Genomic DNA, 18,649 nt, shown 5'->3' with positions numbered 1-18,649 from the left:
TAATCGATTCAACACATCAATCCCGTCCCGTCAACGGAATACTATATCACTGGACACGAAAGCTTTCCGAAGTTTTTTACGGACCTTTGAATCTGGTCCGTACCTCATAAAGCGAGCTGCGCGCTGTGATAAAAAGAGTTCGTCGATCTTTGCCGCCGAACACGAGACTGGTCGGACGTTCCGGCACTTCAATCAAGTCGACCTGCTTGCCTGACCGGTCGAAGACGAAGACGTTGCCGGCTGCGACATAAACATTTCCATCGGTGTCGGTTGTGATGCCAGCCTCGCCCTCCTCGGCAAAAAGCCTGGCGTTGGCAAGCGTGCCATCGGGCAGCACGCTGAAAGCCCACGTCTTCTGTCCAAACTCGTCAGCTACGTAAAAGGGCTGATTCGTCGGGGCCGCGGCCAATCCGTACGCCCGGGTCAAATCGGTCGTTGAAAAGAAGACTCTCGTCGGGCGGGAGTTCCGTGGATCTTCCACGGACGGGATGAAGGTGGTGCCGTCGGGCGAGAGATAGTGCAGTGGCGCCGGCTGGGTGTTGACCTTTATGAAGTCGTGCGCATCGCGCCAGCGGCTAATCGGCAGAACCGGCACAAGCCCAGGACGCGGAGCCGCAGCCACGGGCTGGAGAACGGTGATCTCGTCCTCATGGCCACCCGGCTGAAACGCATACACCTGGCCTAGGCGTGTCACGACCAGAAGATTGCCAGACTTGTCGAACACCAACCCAACCGGTTCCAGCGGGCTGTCGCGGAGAAGCGTCACGGCATGACTTTCCGGCGCCCACCGGTAGATGCGCTGAAAACGCGCATCAATGAAATAAACATTTCCCGCGGCATCGACTGTGGCTCCGTCGATATTATTAAACCCACCGGCAAGTTTCTCGACCTTCGCCCCGGGTGCCAGAACTAGTGACTCATGTGTCGGTGGAGTTTGAGGCGGATTGCCGGAAATGTTCAGGGATGCGATCTCTCGCGAACGAGTTTCCACGTTGTGAGTTTGGTCGAAAATGGTGTTGTCGAATGTGAACTTGCCGGGGCTGTAAACGTGAACGTTGCGAAAGCGAATGTCGCGGGAGGAGGTGAGTTTCACCGCATACGGGAATGGAGCGTTGCTGGCAACGCGGTAGAGGTAGAGATTGGCGAACGTGATATTCTTCGAGTTGTCGATGTCCACAGGCAGGCAGTTGGGGCCTTCCCCGCGCTCCTCTTCCATTTGCAGGGCGTAGATCTGCCAGTTGGAGACATTGCGCAACTTCACCTCGTTGCGGACGTGGTGCTCGCTGGACATCGCATAGATACGGCCTTCGGTCACGGTATCAGAAATGTAGACGCCAGCCTGGGCGAATGAGTTCGGCGTCCAGATGTCCTTAAAAGTTCCGCCGCCGCCGTCGGTAATCCAAAGGCTCCAGTACTGGGAATCCCATCGTCGCGCCGCGTCGGGATCGCCGGTACGGTTATTGTTGTAAACTACCAGGCGTGTGCCGTCGGGATTGTACATACCATGGCCACCGAGGAAACGGACATCATTCATCAACGAATCCTTCCCGGCCATCCACTTGGCGGCCACCGCGCGACTGTTGATCCCCGTGTCCAAGCCGATGCCGGTGACAATATTGGATCCACCTTTGGGAGTTTCGAGCAACGGTTTGGGCCCGCCAAGGCCCACGAACGCGGGTGTGGAATCCGTGAGCACAAGTTGTGTCGCGAACGGATGCAGGCCGACGAGGACAGTATCCGGATTGAGCGTGAGCGTATCGGTCACGCGATAACGGCCCGACGGCAGGTAAATCGCGCGATGTTTGGCGATGGCTTCCTTGAATGCCGTTGTGTCATCTGTCTGTCCGTCGCCCTTGGCGCCGAGCGCCCGGATATTGGCCCACGTGTCGGCGGGAGGCAGTGCGGGGATGTCTGACTTGACCGGTGGCGGTAGCGACGGCAATGGGACAGTCTCACAAGTGGTTTTGATTTCCGGCGTGGCGCCAAGATCGGCGATGTGCAGGCCGTGCGTGAATACCTTGACCTGATACACCGAGCCGGTGCCCACAATTGTCTTCCCGCTTTCACGGAAGCTAGCGAGAACCGGGACGCGCGCGCAGATGACATTCTCGAGGTTGATCTCGGTCCGTGCGTTGTGCTCGTCGCTAATGATCAGCGCTGGACCCGTAACGTCTTCCAGGCGCGAATCCTTCATCCAGAGTTCCTCGGCGCGGTCTTCGCGGACGGCGATAGCGGTGGGCACGCTTTTGAACTGGTTGCGAATGATGGTGAGCCCGCCTTCCTCGGTCTCAATGGCTGCTTTGCGCTGGCCTTCAAACGAGGAGTCGATCAGCAGGAACGGCCAGCTGGGTGAGGGTTTGTGCATTGTGATGCCGAACTCACCTCCAAAGAAATGCAAGTCTTCTGCTTCGTTGCCCACTTCCTCGATGCCCGCCCGGCCCGAGCCGATGCGAAAGTCGATATGCGCAAGGTAGGAGTGCTGCGCCACGTGAAAGCGGATACCCACGGCGGCCGGGTTGCCGTCCCGAATCTCAATGTCGATATTGCTCATCCCGGTGTAGAACGTGCCCGGGTTGGCATCGCGGATGGGCAGGTCCTCTTTCGGCCGGTCGCTCACGAAATGCACCAGATACTTGCCATCGCCCTCCTGAAAGCCGGGGGTATTCTCGCCAAGAATAATGACGGGCCGGCGACTGCCATACCCGATGAGGCGGATGCCATTCCAGACATGAACGGTCTTGCCGAGGCGATATTGCCCCTCGGGAATGAAGACGATGCCCTGGTGGGCCGTTTCCTGGACACGGTCGATGGCCTGCTGCAAGGCGTCGGCGTCGTCCGCGATGCCATCGGCATGCACCGGGAAGTTCTCCCGCGTGAAATAAGCCGCTTTGGGGTCGTCCAGTCGGGTTGGGTAATAGGAAGCCGCATGCATGGGGATCGCGACCAAAATTGTGGAAAAAATCAACGCAATACGTTTCGGATTCATGATCGGGAGGTTTACGCTGGCCAGATCTTGCGGCCGCCTCCCGGTGGAGTAACGGAATCGATTTGCTGACGTTCCGCCGGCGTGAGTGCGGGCAGGAGACCCGCCTTCACATTCTCGCGCGCCTGCTTGGGCGAACGCGCGCCGGGGATGACCGTCGCTACGGCGGGGTGATCAACGACAAAACGCAGCGCGAGTTGGGACAACGTGCGACCGTTCGCGAGCGAGCGCAGGCGTTCGACCTTGTCGAGGTCTTCCAGGAATACGCGTCGCTCATCAGGGTTTTCGTGCCAGTTGCGACGAAAGTCACCCTCGGAGAATCGCGTCTCGGAAGTGAATTTACCCGCGAGAATGCCCATCGCCAGGGCTCCGCGAACAATCACGGCGATGTTGCTCGTCTGGCAATACGGGAAAATCTCGCTCTCCGGCGTTCGATTAAGGAGGCTGTAGTCAATCTGCAACGTCGCGCACTGGCTATTGCGGTTGAACTCCTTGATGAAAGCGAAATCGCTCGAGCTTAGGCCGTAGGCGCGCACCTTTCCGTCGCGCTGCAGCCGCTGGAAGCCCTCGATAAAGATGTCCGTGTTCGGCTCGCGATAGAAAATATGGTTCTGGATCAGATCGATGCGGTCCGTCTGTAACCGGCGCAGGCTCCCCTCGACACCCGCGATCAGTTTGTCCACGCTATCGTACTGAGAGCGGTTGTTCTTGCCGTCATAGCCGGCCCAACCGATCTTGGTTGCCACCACAAATCGCTCCCGCCGCCCCCGCATGGCTTTGCCAAGCAATTCCTCACTGTGGCCATTGCCATAGACGTCGGCGGTGTCGAAAAAGTTGATACCGGCTTCCAGTGAGGCGTCAATGGCGCCGAGTGCCTGCTGGTCATCTACCGGTCCCCAACCTCCGCCGACTGCCCACAAGCCGGTTCCGATGACGGAGATCTCAATCCCGGATTTTCCCAAGCGACGGGTCGCCAGTGAACTAATCATGCACTGGATTCAGATAAGAATTGTGCTGTTGCAATGTGAGCATGAAAAACGTCCACGATTTAGGTGGACGTATGCCATTCAACAGTGGGCCAATGTTGGGAGAGCCCGCCGCGCGGCTGGGCCCTCCCACACAAAAGCTTGAATTACGACTTGCGCTTGCGTCCGAACGCAACGGCGCCAAACAATCCAAGACCGACCAGCGTCACGGTCGTCGGTTCGGGTACCGCCTGGGTGAGCGACACATTGTCGACGTGCATTGATTCCGCACTGCCAGCCGCTGCTCCCGTCGTGCAATCGAACTCGATTTCCAGATGATTCACAGTCGCCGGAGCCGTGAACGAACCAGCGAACGTGTGCCAATTGCCGTCGTTGGCAACGTTAGGCTGAAGCAGTCCGGGGCCTTGATCGATAACTCCGCCAACCGAGTTTACGTCCCATATATGAACGAAGAAGACTCCGCCGTTAAGCGAACTACCAAACTTCAGATCGAACGAATAGTTCACCAATCCGGGGACCGCGCTGCCGTTCGGCGTGCTCTGCTGCAGCGCCAGGTTGTTGGCTGCAATCGAATTGGTCATGTACGCATTAAACGATCCGGCTGCCGAAGGACCGTTATCCGGAGTCTGGACCGTAATGGTGGCCCCTACGCCCGTACCCAATGTCAACCAACTCGCCGTAGTTCCGGTTTCAAAGCCGGGGTTCGCGATAAGGTTTGCCGCCGACACTTCGCCCACGGCAAACAGAAACGCCACCGCGCATACTGAACTTCCGATGAATTTACTGATCCCATTCATTTTGCTACCCTCACCTTTCGCCTCTTTTTGTTTTTCACTATCCCGTCAGCGGCTCGCAACCGCTGAACAAGTTTCTGTTATAACCACCGCATCCGTAGTAGGATACGCCTTCGACCACTCAAGCTCTTTGGCCTCCTTTCAGGATGATAATTGACCGGCAGGAGACAGGCCAAATCGCTTCGTTGTTAAGACAAATAGCTCCCATGTGCCTCATCCCACTGCTGGTTTAGCTGAAAACACTCGCTTCAATGCAAATGATTGCAGAATGGCGGGATACTGTCAACCATATTCGCCAGGCCTTTGCTGGGAAAACGCGCTTGACGTGCCGCTGGTGGCATAGGATGAAAGAGGCTCGCAATAGCGAGTTTTATGAAATCCGTTCGCTTGGGAATCATTGGCCTCGGCAATATGGGCGTGGGACATGCCGATAACATCATGTCCGGCAAGATCAACCGTTGTGAAGTCGCCGCCGTATGCGATCCAGCCCCGGAAAAAGTCGCGCGCTTCCCGCAGGCCAAAGGCTTCACTCGCAGTAACGAACTGATTCGTTCCGGTGCCGTCGATGCCGTGCTCATTGCCACACCGCACTTCGACCATACCGTCAGCGGCATCGACGCCTTGCAGGCCGGCCTACATGTATTGGTGGAGAAACCGATCTCCGTCCAGAAGGCCGACTGCGAACGGCTTATCGCCGCGCGGAAAGACCCGAAACTTATCTTCGCCATCATGTTTCAACAGCGCACCGACCCTTGCTACAAGAAAATTCGTGAACTTATCCAGGCTGGCGAACTCGGTCAGATTCGCCGGATCAACTGGATCATCACTAACTGGTTTCGCCCCGAGGCGTATTACAAGCTCGGTAGTTGGCGTGCGACCTGGGCCGGCGAGGGGGGCGGTGTGCTGCTCAACCAGTGCCCCCACAATCTCGATCTTTTCCAGTGGTTCTTCGGGATGCCGAAGCGCGTGCGCGGATTCTGCGGACTCGGTCGCTATCACGACATCGAGGTGGAAGACGATGTGACCGCGTGCTTCGAATACGCCGACGGCGCGACCGCCGTATTTATCACGTCCACAGGCGAGGCCCCCGGCACAAACCGGCTCGAGGTCGCCGCCGAAAACGGGCGACTGGTGTTTGAGAACGATGTGCTCAGCTTCACCCGGAATGAAACGCCGATGGGCGAGTTCAGCCGCGCCGCAACCAAACCTTTTGCGGCTCCAGCGACCAGGGAGTTCAAGTTTACTTTCCCCGACCGTGGCGGCCAACACGTCGAGGTGCTGCAGAATTTCGTCGATGCCATTCTCGATGGCCAACCACTCATCGCGCCGGCACCCGAGGGAATTCATTCGGTCGAACTGGCCAACGCCATCGTGCTTTCTTCGGCCCAAAACCAGACCATTGAACTGCCACTGGACGCCGCCGCCTACGAAGAATTTTTGCAAGGCAAGATCGACACCTCACGATTCAAGCGGGGAGCCAAACGCCCTCCCGGCGTGATCACCGACGATCTGGCCGCCTCCTACAAACGATGAGAATTCAACAAATTGCCGCTCAACTGTACACCGTCCGTGATTTCGCGAAGACGCCGGCCGAAATCGCCAAGACGCTGAAAAAAATTCGCGCGATCGGTTACGAAGCTGTGCAAATCAGCGGCCTCGGCCCGATGGAGGAAACCAAATTGGTCGCCCTGCTCAAGAACGAGGGCCTGACCTGCTGCGCGACACATGAAGATGGGAACATGATCCTGAATGAGCCGCAACGTGTCGTCGAGCGGCTTCAGAAACTGGCTTGCCAAATCACTGCCTACGCCTGGCCTGCCGGGATCAAGTTCGACACACTCGCCGATGTGAAAACGTTTGCGGCGCGGCTCAATGCCGCGGGCGAAGTGCTCCATGAGGCAGGGCAGGTGTTGTGTTATCACAACCACCAAATCGAGTTCCGCCGGTTGGGCGGCAAGCCCATTCTGGAAATCCTCTTCGACGAAACCGACCCCCGCTACTTGCAGGGCGAGCCGGACACGTATTGGGTGCAGAATGGCGGCGGTGATCCCGTCGAATGGTGCGACCGGCTCAAAAATCGGCTGCCGATTCTGCACATGAAAGATTACGCCGTGAACGCCGAGAACAAGCCGACCTTCGCGGAGATCGGCAACGGCAATCTGAATTGGAAGCGAATCATCGCGGCCGCAGAAGCGGCTGGCTGCGAATGGTTTTGCATTGAGCAGGACACCTGTCCCGGCGATCCCTTCGACTCACTCCAGCAAAGTTTTGTCTTCACCAAAGAGAATCTATGCTCGGCCTAGCCGCGTTCGCCGACGAGATCTCGCCGGACTTGGATGTCCAGATAGCCGAGTGTAAACGACAAGGTGTCACTCACGTTGAGTTGCGCGGCGTGGATGGCAGGAACGTCCTTGATTTCGACAAATCGATGCGCGCAGAAATCAAGCAAAAGCTCACGGACAACGGCCTGGGCGTGATTGGCATCGGTTCGCCTATTGGAAAGGTCAAGCTGAGCGAGCCATTCGGGCCGCATTTCGAGCGTTTCAAACTCGCCGTCGAGCTCGCGGAATTCTTCGACGCGCCGTTCGTTCGCATCTTTAGCTACTACGGAGCTTTCCCGAACGGACGAGCGAAAGTCCTGCATCGCCTTCAAGAAAAGATCGACTATGTCCGGTCCTGCCGTCCGGTCCTCCTTCACGAAAACGAGCGGCACATCTACGGTGAACTTGGCGCGTCATGCCTCGACCTGCACCAGAACCTCGACTCGCCCAAGTTCCGTGCGGCCTTCGACTTCGCCAACTTCGTCCAGGCCGGTGAAGACCCCCTCGACAACTGGCCGCTCCTGAAACCGTACACGGTGCATATCCATATTAAGGACGCCCTCCTCGACAGCGGCAAGGTTGTACCGGCGGGCGAGGGTAATGGACACATTGCCGAGATTCTGAAGGATGCCTGCGCAAATGACTATAAGGGATTTTTGAGCTTCGAACCACACCTGGCGATCGCAGGACAATCTTCCGGCTTCAGCGGGCCCGAACTTTTTGGGGTGGCGGTCAATGCGTTGCGCAAACTCGCACGCGAGAACGCCATTCCGTTGGCATCCTAGTTGCCAACTCAACTCTGGCTCAGTCGCTTCTTTGGCTCGGTAAACAATAGCTCATGGGCTTCTCGGAGAATTTCCGGGATCCTTGAAGCGAACGGGCTTTCAGAGATGGCCGATCGGAGTTTTTGTTCGTCGGTAATCTTGCTGACCATTTCACCCGGGAACCAATGGCCCGCATTGCCCAGTAAATTATATCGCATCTTCCCCCACTCCACGAGATCGAGGGATTTCACATACATCCAGAGCCGCAGGATTTCGATAACATTCACCTGGTCGGGAGCTTCCGAGTACTCCGGTAAACCCTCGGTCCAATGCGAGCACCAATCGGCTCCGAGCACCCGTTCCATTTCCGTGCGCAAACGGCGTTCCACGGGCGCAATCGTTTCAGCTTCGCGACCGTAGAACTCCAGCGCGGCAATATGCTCATCGAAATCGGCGGGACGCGCCGCGCCGCAACTGAGCGTGTGCACTTCGGGTCGCGCGAGGCAATAGAGGTCGTTAAACTGTATCGGCGTCAGTGGCGCACACAACTCCGCCATTTTCGCCGGGCGATTCTGCAACATGCCGCCTTTGTCGTTCGGGCTGATGATGAACACGCCCATGTCGTGTTTCGTCGCCGCCTGCACCGACGACCAATTCAGTGGATTAACGAAGTACCAGTGCAGGTTGACGTAATCGAATTGGCCCGATTCGATGGCCCTGGCAATCACGCGCGGTACGGCGTGCGTCGAGAATCCGATGAAACGGACGCGGCCTTCCTTCTGGAGCTGTCGGGCGACCTCAAGACAACCGCCGCGACGCATGGCAAAATCAAGCACCTCTTCGTTATTAATACCGTGGAGGCCCAGCAGGTCAACATGGTCGAGTTGCAAGTTTTCCATAGATTGGTTGAACGTGGCCAGGAATTCCTTCGGATCGGCGCACGGGCTGACTTTCGTTTGGATGATCATCCGCTCGCGCGGCAAGTGCGGCAGGATTTTGCCCAATTGCAACTCGGACGTGCCGTAACCGCGCGCGGTTTCAATGTGGTTGATGCCCAACTCGAGCGCGCGATGGATGGTCGCTTCGAGGTTGGCCTGGCCCTCGGCGGTGATGCCGCTGGCATCCTCGTCTTTCCATGAATGCTGGTAGCGCATTCCCCCGCACGAAATGACGGGCATGGAGAGGTTGGTGCGGCCAAAGCGCCGGTATTTCATCGGGGTCTGCATGTTATTCCGTTGGTTCGTCTCTATGGATGCGACCAGCCGCGACTTCCTGCCGGAATTTCTTTCTCCGGTAAAAGGCCTTGAGCCGTCCCGCAAAATACGGTCCGAAGAACAGTAGATAATTGGCGTACATGGCCACCAAATACAAACGGCTCAACATCGTTCCGAAAATCAGAAAAAAGACAATGCCAGCAACCGACAACCACGCCAGCCATTTCATTTTTACGGGAAGGACGAAAAACAAAAGGATTTGCATCTCTGGCGCAATCGTCGCGGCGGCCAGAAAAAGCGTCGATCCAAGCTCCACGGTGCTGTAGATCCGCACTTGAAAGGTGCAAGAAAAAGCAATGGTTAGTAGCACCGCCACCAACACATATAATGTGGTGCGGAACTCGCCCCACTCTTCTTCAATGATATTGACGATGAAATACAGAAAGTAGAGCGCCAATACCATCCACAGCGCGCTCAGTGTCTGCGGTACCGCCAGAAAAGTGATCAATCGCCAGACCTCGCCCTTTAGCACCAGCGAGGGATCAAGAATGAGAAGCCCGATCGCGTTCGGATTGGCCAACGTCAGAAAAAAACCGCAGACTTGTGCCGCGACAAGGTACAGGGCGAGGTTGGGGATTCCGAAACCCGGCATCCGGCGGTCCAGCCAGTCAATCCACTTCGGCGTTTGGCCGTAAAGCATGCCCGCAGTTTACCTGTCGAGCCGGGGTTGTCACGACTGGAAATCACGACCGACTGGGCGCCACCGCCGGCACTCGATGGACCCGATGCTATTGCCGGGCACGCGCTTGCCGCCGGCGGGCGGCGCAGAGAGTGGTGATGCCGCTCAACCACAGCAGAACGACACTCGGCTCGGGTATGACCGCAAGCTGGTGTATCCCGTTGAGGGAGTTATCGAAGTTCGGATTCCCCTCGAGTTGGACGTTGGCCATGCTCCAGCTGTTGGAATTGATGAAATAGAGCTGCACATTACTTCCGATCAGCAGCAATGAATTCGACCCGAGGAAGAGATTGTCCAAATAGAGGGCGGCTTCGAACCCGTCATTCGTACCGGGGCCCAGCGTACTGAACGCGTCGGTCACCCGTACGGTGGTGAAGTCCGAGATTTCCAGCGTGCCGAGCGCAAAGTTGTTGCTGTACTGAGGGAGTGAGAAGGGATCGGCGTTGAGGCCTTCGATCCGGTTCGTGGCCATCGACGCCGCCGGTCCGAAGTCGTGGCCCGCGGCGGCAAATACCTGTGTGAGACCCAACGTATTGGCGAACACGAAATCACTGGCCCGGGTGTCGTATTGGGACTTGTTGGTGCTCACGTTGATGAAATTGGCCGCCGTCGTCGCGTTGTTGGTGAAGATGTACACGTCGCCAGCGCTGGACTGTATGAACCCGCTGCTGGTGACCGTGTACGTGTTCTGGAAAACATTGATCGTCGGATCCGTGATCCACGCACCACTGTTGACGACAGCGCCCGAGAACGTCCCAACGCTATGGACCATGTTCAAGGTGCCAGCATTGGTGAAAGTGCCGTTGATGGCGAGGCTGCCTGTGTTGGCAGCGACAACGCCGCCGGCGAGGTTGACCAGGGAATTGTTCAAGGTGAGCACCTGGCCGGGATTGTTCACCAGGACCTGGCCACTGTTATAGACATTGGGACTAATGGTGCCGAAGCCGCTGATGACTTTGGACGCGTTATTGCTGATGGCGCCGCCGATGACCGTGCCACCCGAGACAGTGAGCTGGCCGTTGTTCAGCCATGCTGTGGTCCCATTGATAGCCAATGTTGCACCCGCGCTGGCTTCCAGGATGCCTGCCGCCTGATTGCCAGCCAATGTTTGCACGAACAGCAACCCGTTCGTGGCGCGAATATAACCGGTATTAGCCAATGTAGCGCTAATGGTACCGGCCCCCGACATTGTTCCAAAATTATTTACCCCGGGACCGCCGTTGATGATTCCGCCGCCCATCGTGGTCAACGCGGTGAGGTTCATCTGCCCACCGTTGACGGTGACCGTCTTGGCGTTGCCGATCACCATGTTCGCAGAGATGGTACCGTTGCCCGTGACCGCGCCATCCACCGTGAATGTGCCGCCCGTGAGGACGCCGCCATTGATGGTGACCGTGCCCGCGTTCCCGTTGCTCCAAGCGGAGGCTACGTTGAGGGTGCCAAGGATATTGACGAGGCCGTTCTGGAGGGGGATGGCCGTCAATGTCAATGTGCCTCCGCCGGAAGCAGTGATGGTCGCGCCGCTGTTGTTGATGACAGACGAACCGATTGTGCCCGACCCGCTGACCCTGCCCGCGTTGGTCAGAGCACCGCCGAGGAGCGTGCCGTTCACCAGGTTCAGTGTGCCTGTGTTGCGCCACGACAGCGCCGCATTCAGGGTGCTGGCATCCAGGAGCATACTTCCGGAATTGAACATCGCCGAGGAGATCGTGCCCACGCTGCCGTTGAGCGCGCTGAACGTACCGGCGTTGGTGAACACGCCACCGATAATCAGTTGCCCGAGGTTGGCAGTAATCACGCCGCTGTTAAACACTGACCCGCCATTCAGCGTGAACGGCGCTGCACCGTTGTTGACCAGGATGGCGCCGCCCGCGTTGACCACAACGGCGCGGCTGACGGTGCCGGTGCCGCCGAGCGTCGCGCCGGAGTTCACGGTGACTGTTCCTCCGGCGTTGTTGAGCGACCCATGCACCAGCAGTGTGCCCGCCGCGACCGTTGTCTGGCCCGTGTAACTGTTCGCCCCCGCCAGCGTCTGCGTCGCGAGGCCCTGTTTGGTCAGGCTAAGCGGACCAGCGATCGTGCCGGAGAAGACAAACGTGTTGGTGTTGAGGATGGTCAGCGAGCGCGCGATGGCCGTGCTGTTGGTCACGGTCCCCAAGTCAGCCAACCCGCCAATCACCTGGTTCACGTTCATATCGAATGTGCCCGCGTTGCCGACGGTTAATTCATTGGTATTGGCCAGGCCGTTGCCGCCAGTGACGACGCGGAGCAATCCCTCGTTGATCGTCGTGGGACCGCTAAACGTATTGGCGCTGGCGCTGAGGACAAGATTGCCCATACCAAATTTCGTGAAGCCGTTGCTGCCGCTGATATTGCCGGCCAGCGTACCGGTATTGCCGCTACTGACAAAGACCAGCGCTTCAGCCGAATTGAACGCGAGATTCGGACTGACCGTGAAGTTGCCGCCGATGATCAACCCCCCACTGCCGTCGGTGATGGTATGTTGCCCGCCGGTGCTGGCGATGTCCTTCAGAGCGCGCAACGACCACAGGCTCAAATCGTGGCTCACTTGGTTTCCGCTGGAGCCTTGCACCAGCACGTTGTTGGTGGCGACAGCCGTATCGATATCGGCTACGGTGGCGACAGCGTCCACCAAGCCGGTCGAGCTTCCCGACCGCACGTAATTCAGGAACGTGTTGTTTGCCACATCCACAAAATACGCGGCAACCATGCCATTGCTGGTGGCCAGCGGGCTGTTGACGACCAACCGCGCGGCGTTGACGCTGCCACTGAGTACGATGCCCGTCAGTGTTGCGCTCGGATCAATGTCCAGCGTGGCCCGGCCGACGCGGGTCAGGTTACTGTTGATGACGAGGCTGACGCCGCCTCCCTGATCGGTGAGGGCTATCTGGCTTCCGCCAGCAAAACTGACATTGCCCACGGTTTCGGCCGCAGCGTTACTGCTGGCAATGCCGCGGAGCATCAATGTCGAGCCATTCAGCGCAATCGCTTGTGAATCGCCCCAACGATCGTAACTGCTGCCATTGGTCTGGCCGGTCTGATCGATAAACAACGTGCTGCCGGGCTGGAAGACCACGTTGTTGGTGTTGCCGACCATCGAACCGTTCACACCGCTAATGGCCAGCGTGCCGTAGTTGTAGATCGTCGCCGCGCCAAACGGTGTGCCGCCCTTGACCGTCGTGACCAGCGTGGCCAATGAGCCGACGGTCATGTCCGCAGAGCCAGTGTAGGCATTGGTCGCGTTCATACCGACCGTCCCGCCGTTCATCGTGAGCGTGCCGCTACCGAGCGCACCCACCGCGTTGGCGTTCAACACGCCGCCATTGACCGACGTGGCGCCGCCGGTCATGGTGTTGCTGGCGTTGAGATTGGCGGCACCGCCGTTGACCGTGAGAGGGGCCGAGTCCAGGGCTCCGGTCGCATTGGCGTTGAGTGTCCCGGCGTTGACGACCGTGCCGCCCGAATAGCTGTCGGCCCCGATCAGGTTGAGAGCGCCGGTACCGTTCTTCGTCAGGCTGTGCGAGCCGCCGGTTTCGGCTATGGAACCGATGGTGACGTTGGTGTTGCTTCCATCGAACGTAATGTCGCCTGTGAGTGCGGGATACGCGTTGCTGATCGTGATGCCGGAAGTGCCATTGAATACGATCAGCCCTGCCGTCGGCAGTGCGACGTTGGCGCTGTTCAATGTCAGGGCCGCGTTGGCTTCGACGATGGCGCCGCTGTTTAAAGTGATGGCGTTGCCTGGGTTTTGCGCGCTGACGTTGAACCGCAATGTGCCGTTGGTGTTGACCGTGATCACGGCGGAGTCCAGCGCCGTCTGAAACTGGCTTTGGAGTACGCCCGTGCTGTTAACGACGATCGTGCCGCTGTTGATCGCGTTGCTCGCACCGCCCGAGACGATCCCGCCGTTGATGATAATGACCGCGCCGCTGATGCTGCTGGAGGCGTTGGCGTTGATCGTGCCGGTATTCAACACGATGTTGGCGCCGGTCAGAGAACCGCCCGAATTGATGGTAATCGTGCCGGAGTTCGTCAACGCCCCGCTGACCTGGAACACGCCCGTAGTGACGATGTTTATGGTCCCTGACTGAGTCGGCACGTCGAACACCAGCAACGTGCCGTTGGTGGCCGTCATCGTGCCGAGGTTGATGAACTGGTTGGAAATGGTTCCAAAGCCCGTGAGGCTGGCACCGGCGTTGTTGGTGGTGGTGCCCCCGGCGAGTATTCCGCCGCTCATGAGAATCGTGCCGGCGTTGGCCCAATTGGGGGCTACGTTTAGCGTGCTGGCGGCAGCGATGGTGACGGTGCCATTCTGCGTGAAGGCACTCGCGACGCTGAGCATGCCGTTCGTGACGTTGACGCGGCGGTCGTTGACTAGCGCCCCCGTGAAGCTCCCGAATCCGGTGATTGTACCAAGATTTCGTGTCGGGCCGCCCGCAACCGTGCCACTACTGATCGTAGTGTTACCACTCAAGTTCAGTTGACCACCACTGACCGTGAGAGTTTTGGCCCCGAGGCTGAGATTGGCGGCAATGGTACCGTTGCCGCTTACAGTGCCGTCCACGGTGAACGTGCCGCCCGTGAGCACCCCGCCGCCGAGCACGACGGTACCCGCAGCGGAGTTCGCCCAAGCGGGAACGACATTTAGAGTGGCTGCGTTGGCGATGTTGACAGTGCCGTTTTGGACGGGGGCCAGTGCGAGCGTCAGCGTGCCGTTGGTCGCCGTCAACGTGCCGGAGTTGACAAGGAGACTTGAGATGGTGCCGACGCCTGTCAGCACCGAGCCGGCGGCGTTGGTGAAGTTTCCGCCAGCCAACGTCCCGCCCCGCAGATTCAGCATGCCGCCGTTCTGCCAGTCGGGAGTGACGTTCAACGTGCCGGAGGACATGATGTTGATTGTGCCGTTACCCGACGGCTTGGCGACCAGGTTCAACGTTCCGTTGGTGGCGATCAATATGCCGGAATTGACGAGGAGATTGGAGATTGTGCCGAAGCCGGTGACGGTGTGGCCGGCCAGGTTGGTCAGCGTGCCGTCCACGAGGAATCCGCCCTGCATATTGATGGAGCCGTTGTTTTGCCAATCCTGGGTCACATCGAGCTTGCCTGAGGTGGCGATGTTGACGGCGCCATTTTGCACGGGGGCACCAGCCAACAGCAGCGTGCCGTTGGTCGCGGTCAGTGTGCCCAGATTGACCATGAGATTTGAAATGGTGCCGAAGCCGATCACCGTGCCCGATGCCGTGTTGGTTGTATCGCCGTCAACGAGCGTGCCGCCGAGCATGTTCACGGTACCGTTATTTTGCCAGGCTTGGGCCACGTCGAGCTTGCCCGAGGTGGCGACGTTGACAGCGCCGTTTTGCACCGGCGCGGCGGTCACGGTCAATTTGCCGTTGGTCGCGGTGAGCGAGCCGCCAGCGGCGTTGACGAGCGATGCCGAGATCGTGCCCGAGCCTGAGAGAATCCCGGCGTTGGTCACCGTGGAGCCTGAGAGGAAAGCGTTCTGGAGGTTGGCGCTGCCGCGGAGCGTTGCGCCAGCGACCGAGTTGGTGAGCACGCCCGAGCCGCTAACGACCATCAGGGCGTTGGTCAGGATTCGGCCGTTTAGATCGAACGTGCCGGCAGTAATGCTGGCGGTGCCGGTGATGGTCGCATTGTTGTTGAGAAAGACCGTGCCCGAACTGACCAGGTTATTGCTGATCGCGCCCTGAAAGAAGAACGCGCCGGTGTTGGTCACCGTGCCTTTGAAGAACGTGTCGGTGGAGACAGAAATTGTGGCCGCGTTGGAAATACCGCCATTCACACTGGCGCCGGCAACGGTGTTCGTCAACACGCTGCCACCGGTAAGGCTCATCGCGCTGTTGAACAAATCCATCCCGTTCAGATTGAACAGGCCGGCCGTGATGCTGGCGACGCCGGTGATCGTCGCATCGTTGTTGAGTTTGACGGTGCCCGAATTGACGAAGCTGTTGCTGATGGCGCCCTGGAGGAAGAAAGACCCGGTATTGGTGATCGGGCCGTTGAAGAATGTATCGGCGGTGACGGCCACGACGTTGGCATTGCTGAGGCCGCCGCTAAACGTCGCGCCGGCCACGGAGTTGGTGAGTACGCCCAAGCCGCTGACGACCATCAGGCCGTTGGAGTACGTCTTGCCGTTCAAGTCGAACGTGCCGCCGCTGATGCTGGCCGTGCCCTTGACCACGGCATTGCCCGCTGACTGATTGATGGTCAGGCTGCCGGCGGTCTGCACGTAGTTGCCACCGACCACGGCGTTGAAGGCAACGGAGCCGGTGTTGGTGATCGAGCCGTTGACGGTCGGGGAATTGTTGTTGTCGAAAATGAGCGAGCCGCTGTTGAGGATGCCGCCGGTGATCAGCGGGTTGACACTGTTCTTAAACAGGCTGAAAGTGCCGGAGTTGACGACGTCGTTGCTGATGACGCCCTTCTGGAACCACGTGCCGGTGTTGGTGACCGGACCGTTGACGAACACATCGCTAAAGAACGAGACGGTGCCAGCATTGGTGATGCCGCCGTTGAGGGTCGCGCCGGTGACGCTGTTGGTGAGCAGGCCGCTGCCCGTGACCACGAACTGGCCGGCGGTGAGCTTGTTGCCGACGAGGTTGACCGCGCCGCCGCTGATGGTGGCGTTGCCGGTGATCGTCGCCGAGCCGCTGACTGTGAAGCTGCCGGCGGTTTGAATGAAGTTGTTGCTAACTGTGCCGCCAAAGTCCATGCGGCCCTGGTTGACGAGCAATGGGTTGATGAAGCCGCCGCCCTTGATGGTGCCCGCGGCAGCGTTGGTGATGCTGCCACCGATGACAGTGCCCGTCGCCGCATTGGTGAGCGTGCCGCTGTTGGTCCAGTCCTGGAGGTAATTGAGAATGCCATTGTTCGCTGCGCCAACAGTGCCGTTTTGCACGGGCAGACCACTCACGGTCAGTGTCCCATTGCTCGCGGTGAGTACGCCGAGATTCTGAGCAAGATTCGAGAGGGTGCCGAAGCCGGCCATTGTGCCGCTGGCGGCGTTGGTGACGTTGCCGCCGGCAAGCGTGCCGCCACGCAGATTGACAGTACCGGTGTTGCTCCAGGCGGGAACAACGTTGAGCGTGGCGAGCGATTCGAGGTTGACGATCCCATTTTGCACGGGTGCCGTCGTGACATTGAGGGTGCCGTTCGTAACCGTCAGGGTGCCGGAGTTGACCAGAAGATTGGAGAGCGTGCCGAAGCCGAGGACGGTCGCCCCTGCGTTGTTGGTGAGATTGTTGCCGACGACAAATCCGCCCGCGATCAGAACCGTGCCGCTATTGGCCCAGTTGGTCTTGGCATTGAGCGTCTGGTTGGAGACGTTGAGCGTTCCGTTGATGAGCGGGGCGACGTTGCTGATGATGAGGCCGCCACTGCCGCCGAGACTGAGGGTACCGGAACTGGCGAGCGTGAAGCCCCCAACCACGCTGGCGACCGCGCCCGTGACTGTCGTGGAGCCGGAGATGGTGAAGCGGTTGGTGGTGGTATTGTTAAGGATGAGTTGAGCAACCGTCGCGTTGCCCGCAAGCGTACCGGCGCTTGTTGCGTTGATATTGGTGGCGATCAGGGCACCGGTCAGGCCAAGCGGGCCGTTGATATTCAGGAAGCTGTTGCCGACACCGTTGGTGAAGACGATCGTGTTCCCTGACGCGGTCCCCGCCAGCGTGAGTGTACCGACGCCGGAGCCGCCGGAACCTCCCATCGTGAGGGTCTTGAAGGTGACATTGCTGGAGAATTGCAGGCTCAGGGCGCCGGATCCGGCGGTCCCTCCGAAATTGATCTGTCCGACCCCGTTGGTGAAGAACGCCATGCCGCTGACAATCACAGAGACATTGTCGTTGTTGGCGGTGCTGGCGTTTGTTAGACTCAGGCTGTCCGCAAAAAAGGTGCTCGAAGGAGCATTGGTGATGGTCTGGGTTTTGCCGTTTTGGTTGCTGGTCCAGACCATGAACACACTGTTGCCATTGGCCGGGGCTCCGCCGGTCCAATTGGCTGAGTCGTTCAGATCGAAGGTGCCGTTGCTACTGAACGTGCCCTGGTTCCATTTGACCGTAGCAGCAAGCAGTGTGTTGGCGAACACAACGGCCGCGCTTGCCCAAACGACAAATCTCCCTATGTAACCCCGAACCCTCATCTGACCTAGGCGGCGTGCCCTTCCCCGTTGCCGTTTCCGTTGGTGCCGTTGTGCCGGGAGACAGCTGCGCCTGCGGATTCCTGGAGAAGTTCGTGGGCGATGCGGGCGATTTTTTTGCGGTGCTTGATGACTGCGGGGTGGGTGATGCCGACTTCGCGGCCCGTTTCGCGGACGCCGCAGCCCTTCATTAGCAGGAAGAGGATCTGCTGTTGCTTGTCCGAGAGCCGCGGGATGATGCGGTTGGCGGTCTCATTGGTAATCAGTTCGCCCTGGATTTCGATCGCAACGGTCGTTGAGGAGTGAGAAGCGCTGTCGCCGCGCGGTTCACTATTGCCGGCGGCAGGGGCCTTCTCGTTAGGCGCACCGTTGCGGATGCGCTCAAGGTAATTACGCGCGTGGAATTCGCAGCTCTTCAGATACCAGCTCAACGTCTGGCCGGCTTCAGCCGTTTGGATTTGGACAAGGTGCACGAACATCTCCTGCATCAGGTCCATGTGAACAACTGGATCGGGAGTCAGCTTCCCCGCGATTCCATGTAATTGGCGGACAATCTGGTTTTCAGTCATAAAGAGCACCCTACCTCTGTTCGCAATTTTCGGTCATGCACGACAACAGGCGAAACGAAACCTGTCTGCAACCCGTACCTCAACGACACACCTCTCCAGGTAACCT

Annotated in this window: 10 protein-coding genes; 3 read left to right on the top strand and 7 right to left on the bottom strand. The window is 58.9% G+C overall.

The window, feature by feature from the left end; translation table 11 throughout:
• Window positions 1–76 precede the first annotated feature (76 nt).
• From VNL17_09930 to VNL17_09920, 3 genes are all read right to left on the bottom strand, one after another.
• Window positions 77–2,986 carry a glycosyl hydrolase family 28-related protein gene (locus VNL17_09930; protein ID HXI84393.1) on the bottom strand — a complete coding sequence of 970 codons (2,910 nt, stop codon included), beginning with the start codon at window positions 2,984–2,986 and terminating at the stop codon, window positions 77–79.
• 11 nt (window positions 2,987–2,997) lie between these two features.
• Window positions 2,998–3,960: an aldo/keto reductase gene (locus VNL17_09925; protein ID HXI84392.1), complete on the bottom strand. Its 963-nt coding sequence runs from the start codon at window positions 3,958–3,960 to the stop codon at window positions 2,998–3,000.
• A 155-nt stretch (window positions 3,961–4,115) separates the two neighbouring features.
• On the bottom strand, window positions 4,116–4,766 hold the full coding sequence (locus VNL17_09920) for a PEP-CTERM sorting domain-containing protein (GenBank protein ID HXI84391.1): 651 nt from the start codon (window positions 4,764–4,766) through the stop codon (window positions 4,116–4,118).
• A 369-nt stretch (window positions 4,767–5,135) separates the two neighbouring features.
• On the opposite strand from VNL17_09920, the gene VNL17_09915 reads away from it, so the two are divergent.
• From VNL17_09915 to VNL17_09905, 3 genes are read left to right on the top strand one after another with little or no spacing between them, the layout of a single operon-like run.
• Window positions 5,136–6,296: a Gfo/Idh/MocA family oxidoreductase gene (locus VNL17_09915; GenBank protein HXI84390.1), complete on the top strand. Its 1,161-nt coding sequence runs from the start codon at window positions 5,136–5,138 to the stop codon at window positions 6,294–6,296.
• On the top strand, window positions 6,293–7,066 hold the full coding sequence (locus VNL17_09910) for a sugar phosphate isomerase/epimerase (protein HXI84389.1): 774 nt from the start codon (window positions 6,293–6,295) through the stop codon (window positions 7,064–7,066). The genes VNL17_09915 and VNL17_09910 overlap by 4 nt, the downstream gene beginning before the upstream one ends.
• The gene (locus VNL17_09905; protein ID HXI84388.1) at window positions 7,054–7,869 is read left to right on the top strand and encodes a sugar phosphate isomerase/epimerase; all 816 of its coding nucleotides are present in this window, start codon (window positions 7,054–7,056) and stop codon (window positions 7,867–7,869) included. Before VNL17_09910 ends, VNL17_09905 begins: the two co-directional genes overlap by 13 nt.
• An 8-nt stretch (window positions 7,870–7,877) precedes the next feature.
• On the opposite strand, the gene VNL17_09900 is transcribed toward VNL17_09905, so the two are convergent.
• The 4 genes from VNL17_09900 to VNL17_09885 form a co-directional block, all read right to left on the bottom strand.
• Window positions 7,878–9,062 carry an aldo/keto reductase gene (locus tag VNL17_09900; protein ID HXI84387.1) on the bottom strand — a complete coding sequence of 395 codons (1,185 nt, stop codon included), beginning with the start codon at window positions 9,060–9,062 and terminating at the stop codon, window positions 7,878–7,880.
• A 13-nt stretch (window positions 9,063–9,075) separates the two neighbouring features.
• Window positions 9,076–9,762 (bottom strand): hypothetical protein, encoded by a 687-nt coding sequence (locus VNL17_09895; protein ID HXI84386.1) that lies wholly within the window; start codon window positions 9,760–9,762, stop codon window positions 9,076–9,078.
• A gap of 88 nt (window positions 9,763–9,850) precedes the next feature.
• Window positions 9,851–17,923 carry an autotransporter-associated beta strand repeat-containing protein gene (locus tag VNL17_09890; GenBank protein HXI84385.1) on the bottom strand — a complete coding sequence of 2,691 codons (8,073 nt, stop codon included), beginning with the start codon at window positions 17,921–17,923 and terminating at the stop codon, window positions 9,851–9,853.
• A gap of 59 nt (window positions 17,924–17,982) precedes the next feature.
• Window positions 17,983–18,543: a hypothetical protein gene (locus tag VNL17_09885; protein HXI84384.1), complete on the bottom strand. Its 561-nt coding sequence runs from the start codon at window positions 18,541–18,543 to the stop codon at window positions 17,983–17,985.
• Window positions 18,544–18,649 lie beyond the last annotated feature (106 nt).

Source organism: Verrucomicrobiia bacterium, from assembly GCA_035577545.1.
In the GTDB taxonomy this organism is placed as follows: Bacteria; Verrucomicrobiota; Verrucomicrobiia; order Palsa-1439; family Palsa-1439; genus Palsa-1439.
The sequence above is the reverse complement of the archived record's forward strand: the minus strand, read 5'-3'. Positions and strand labels throughout refer to the sequence as shown.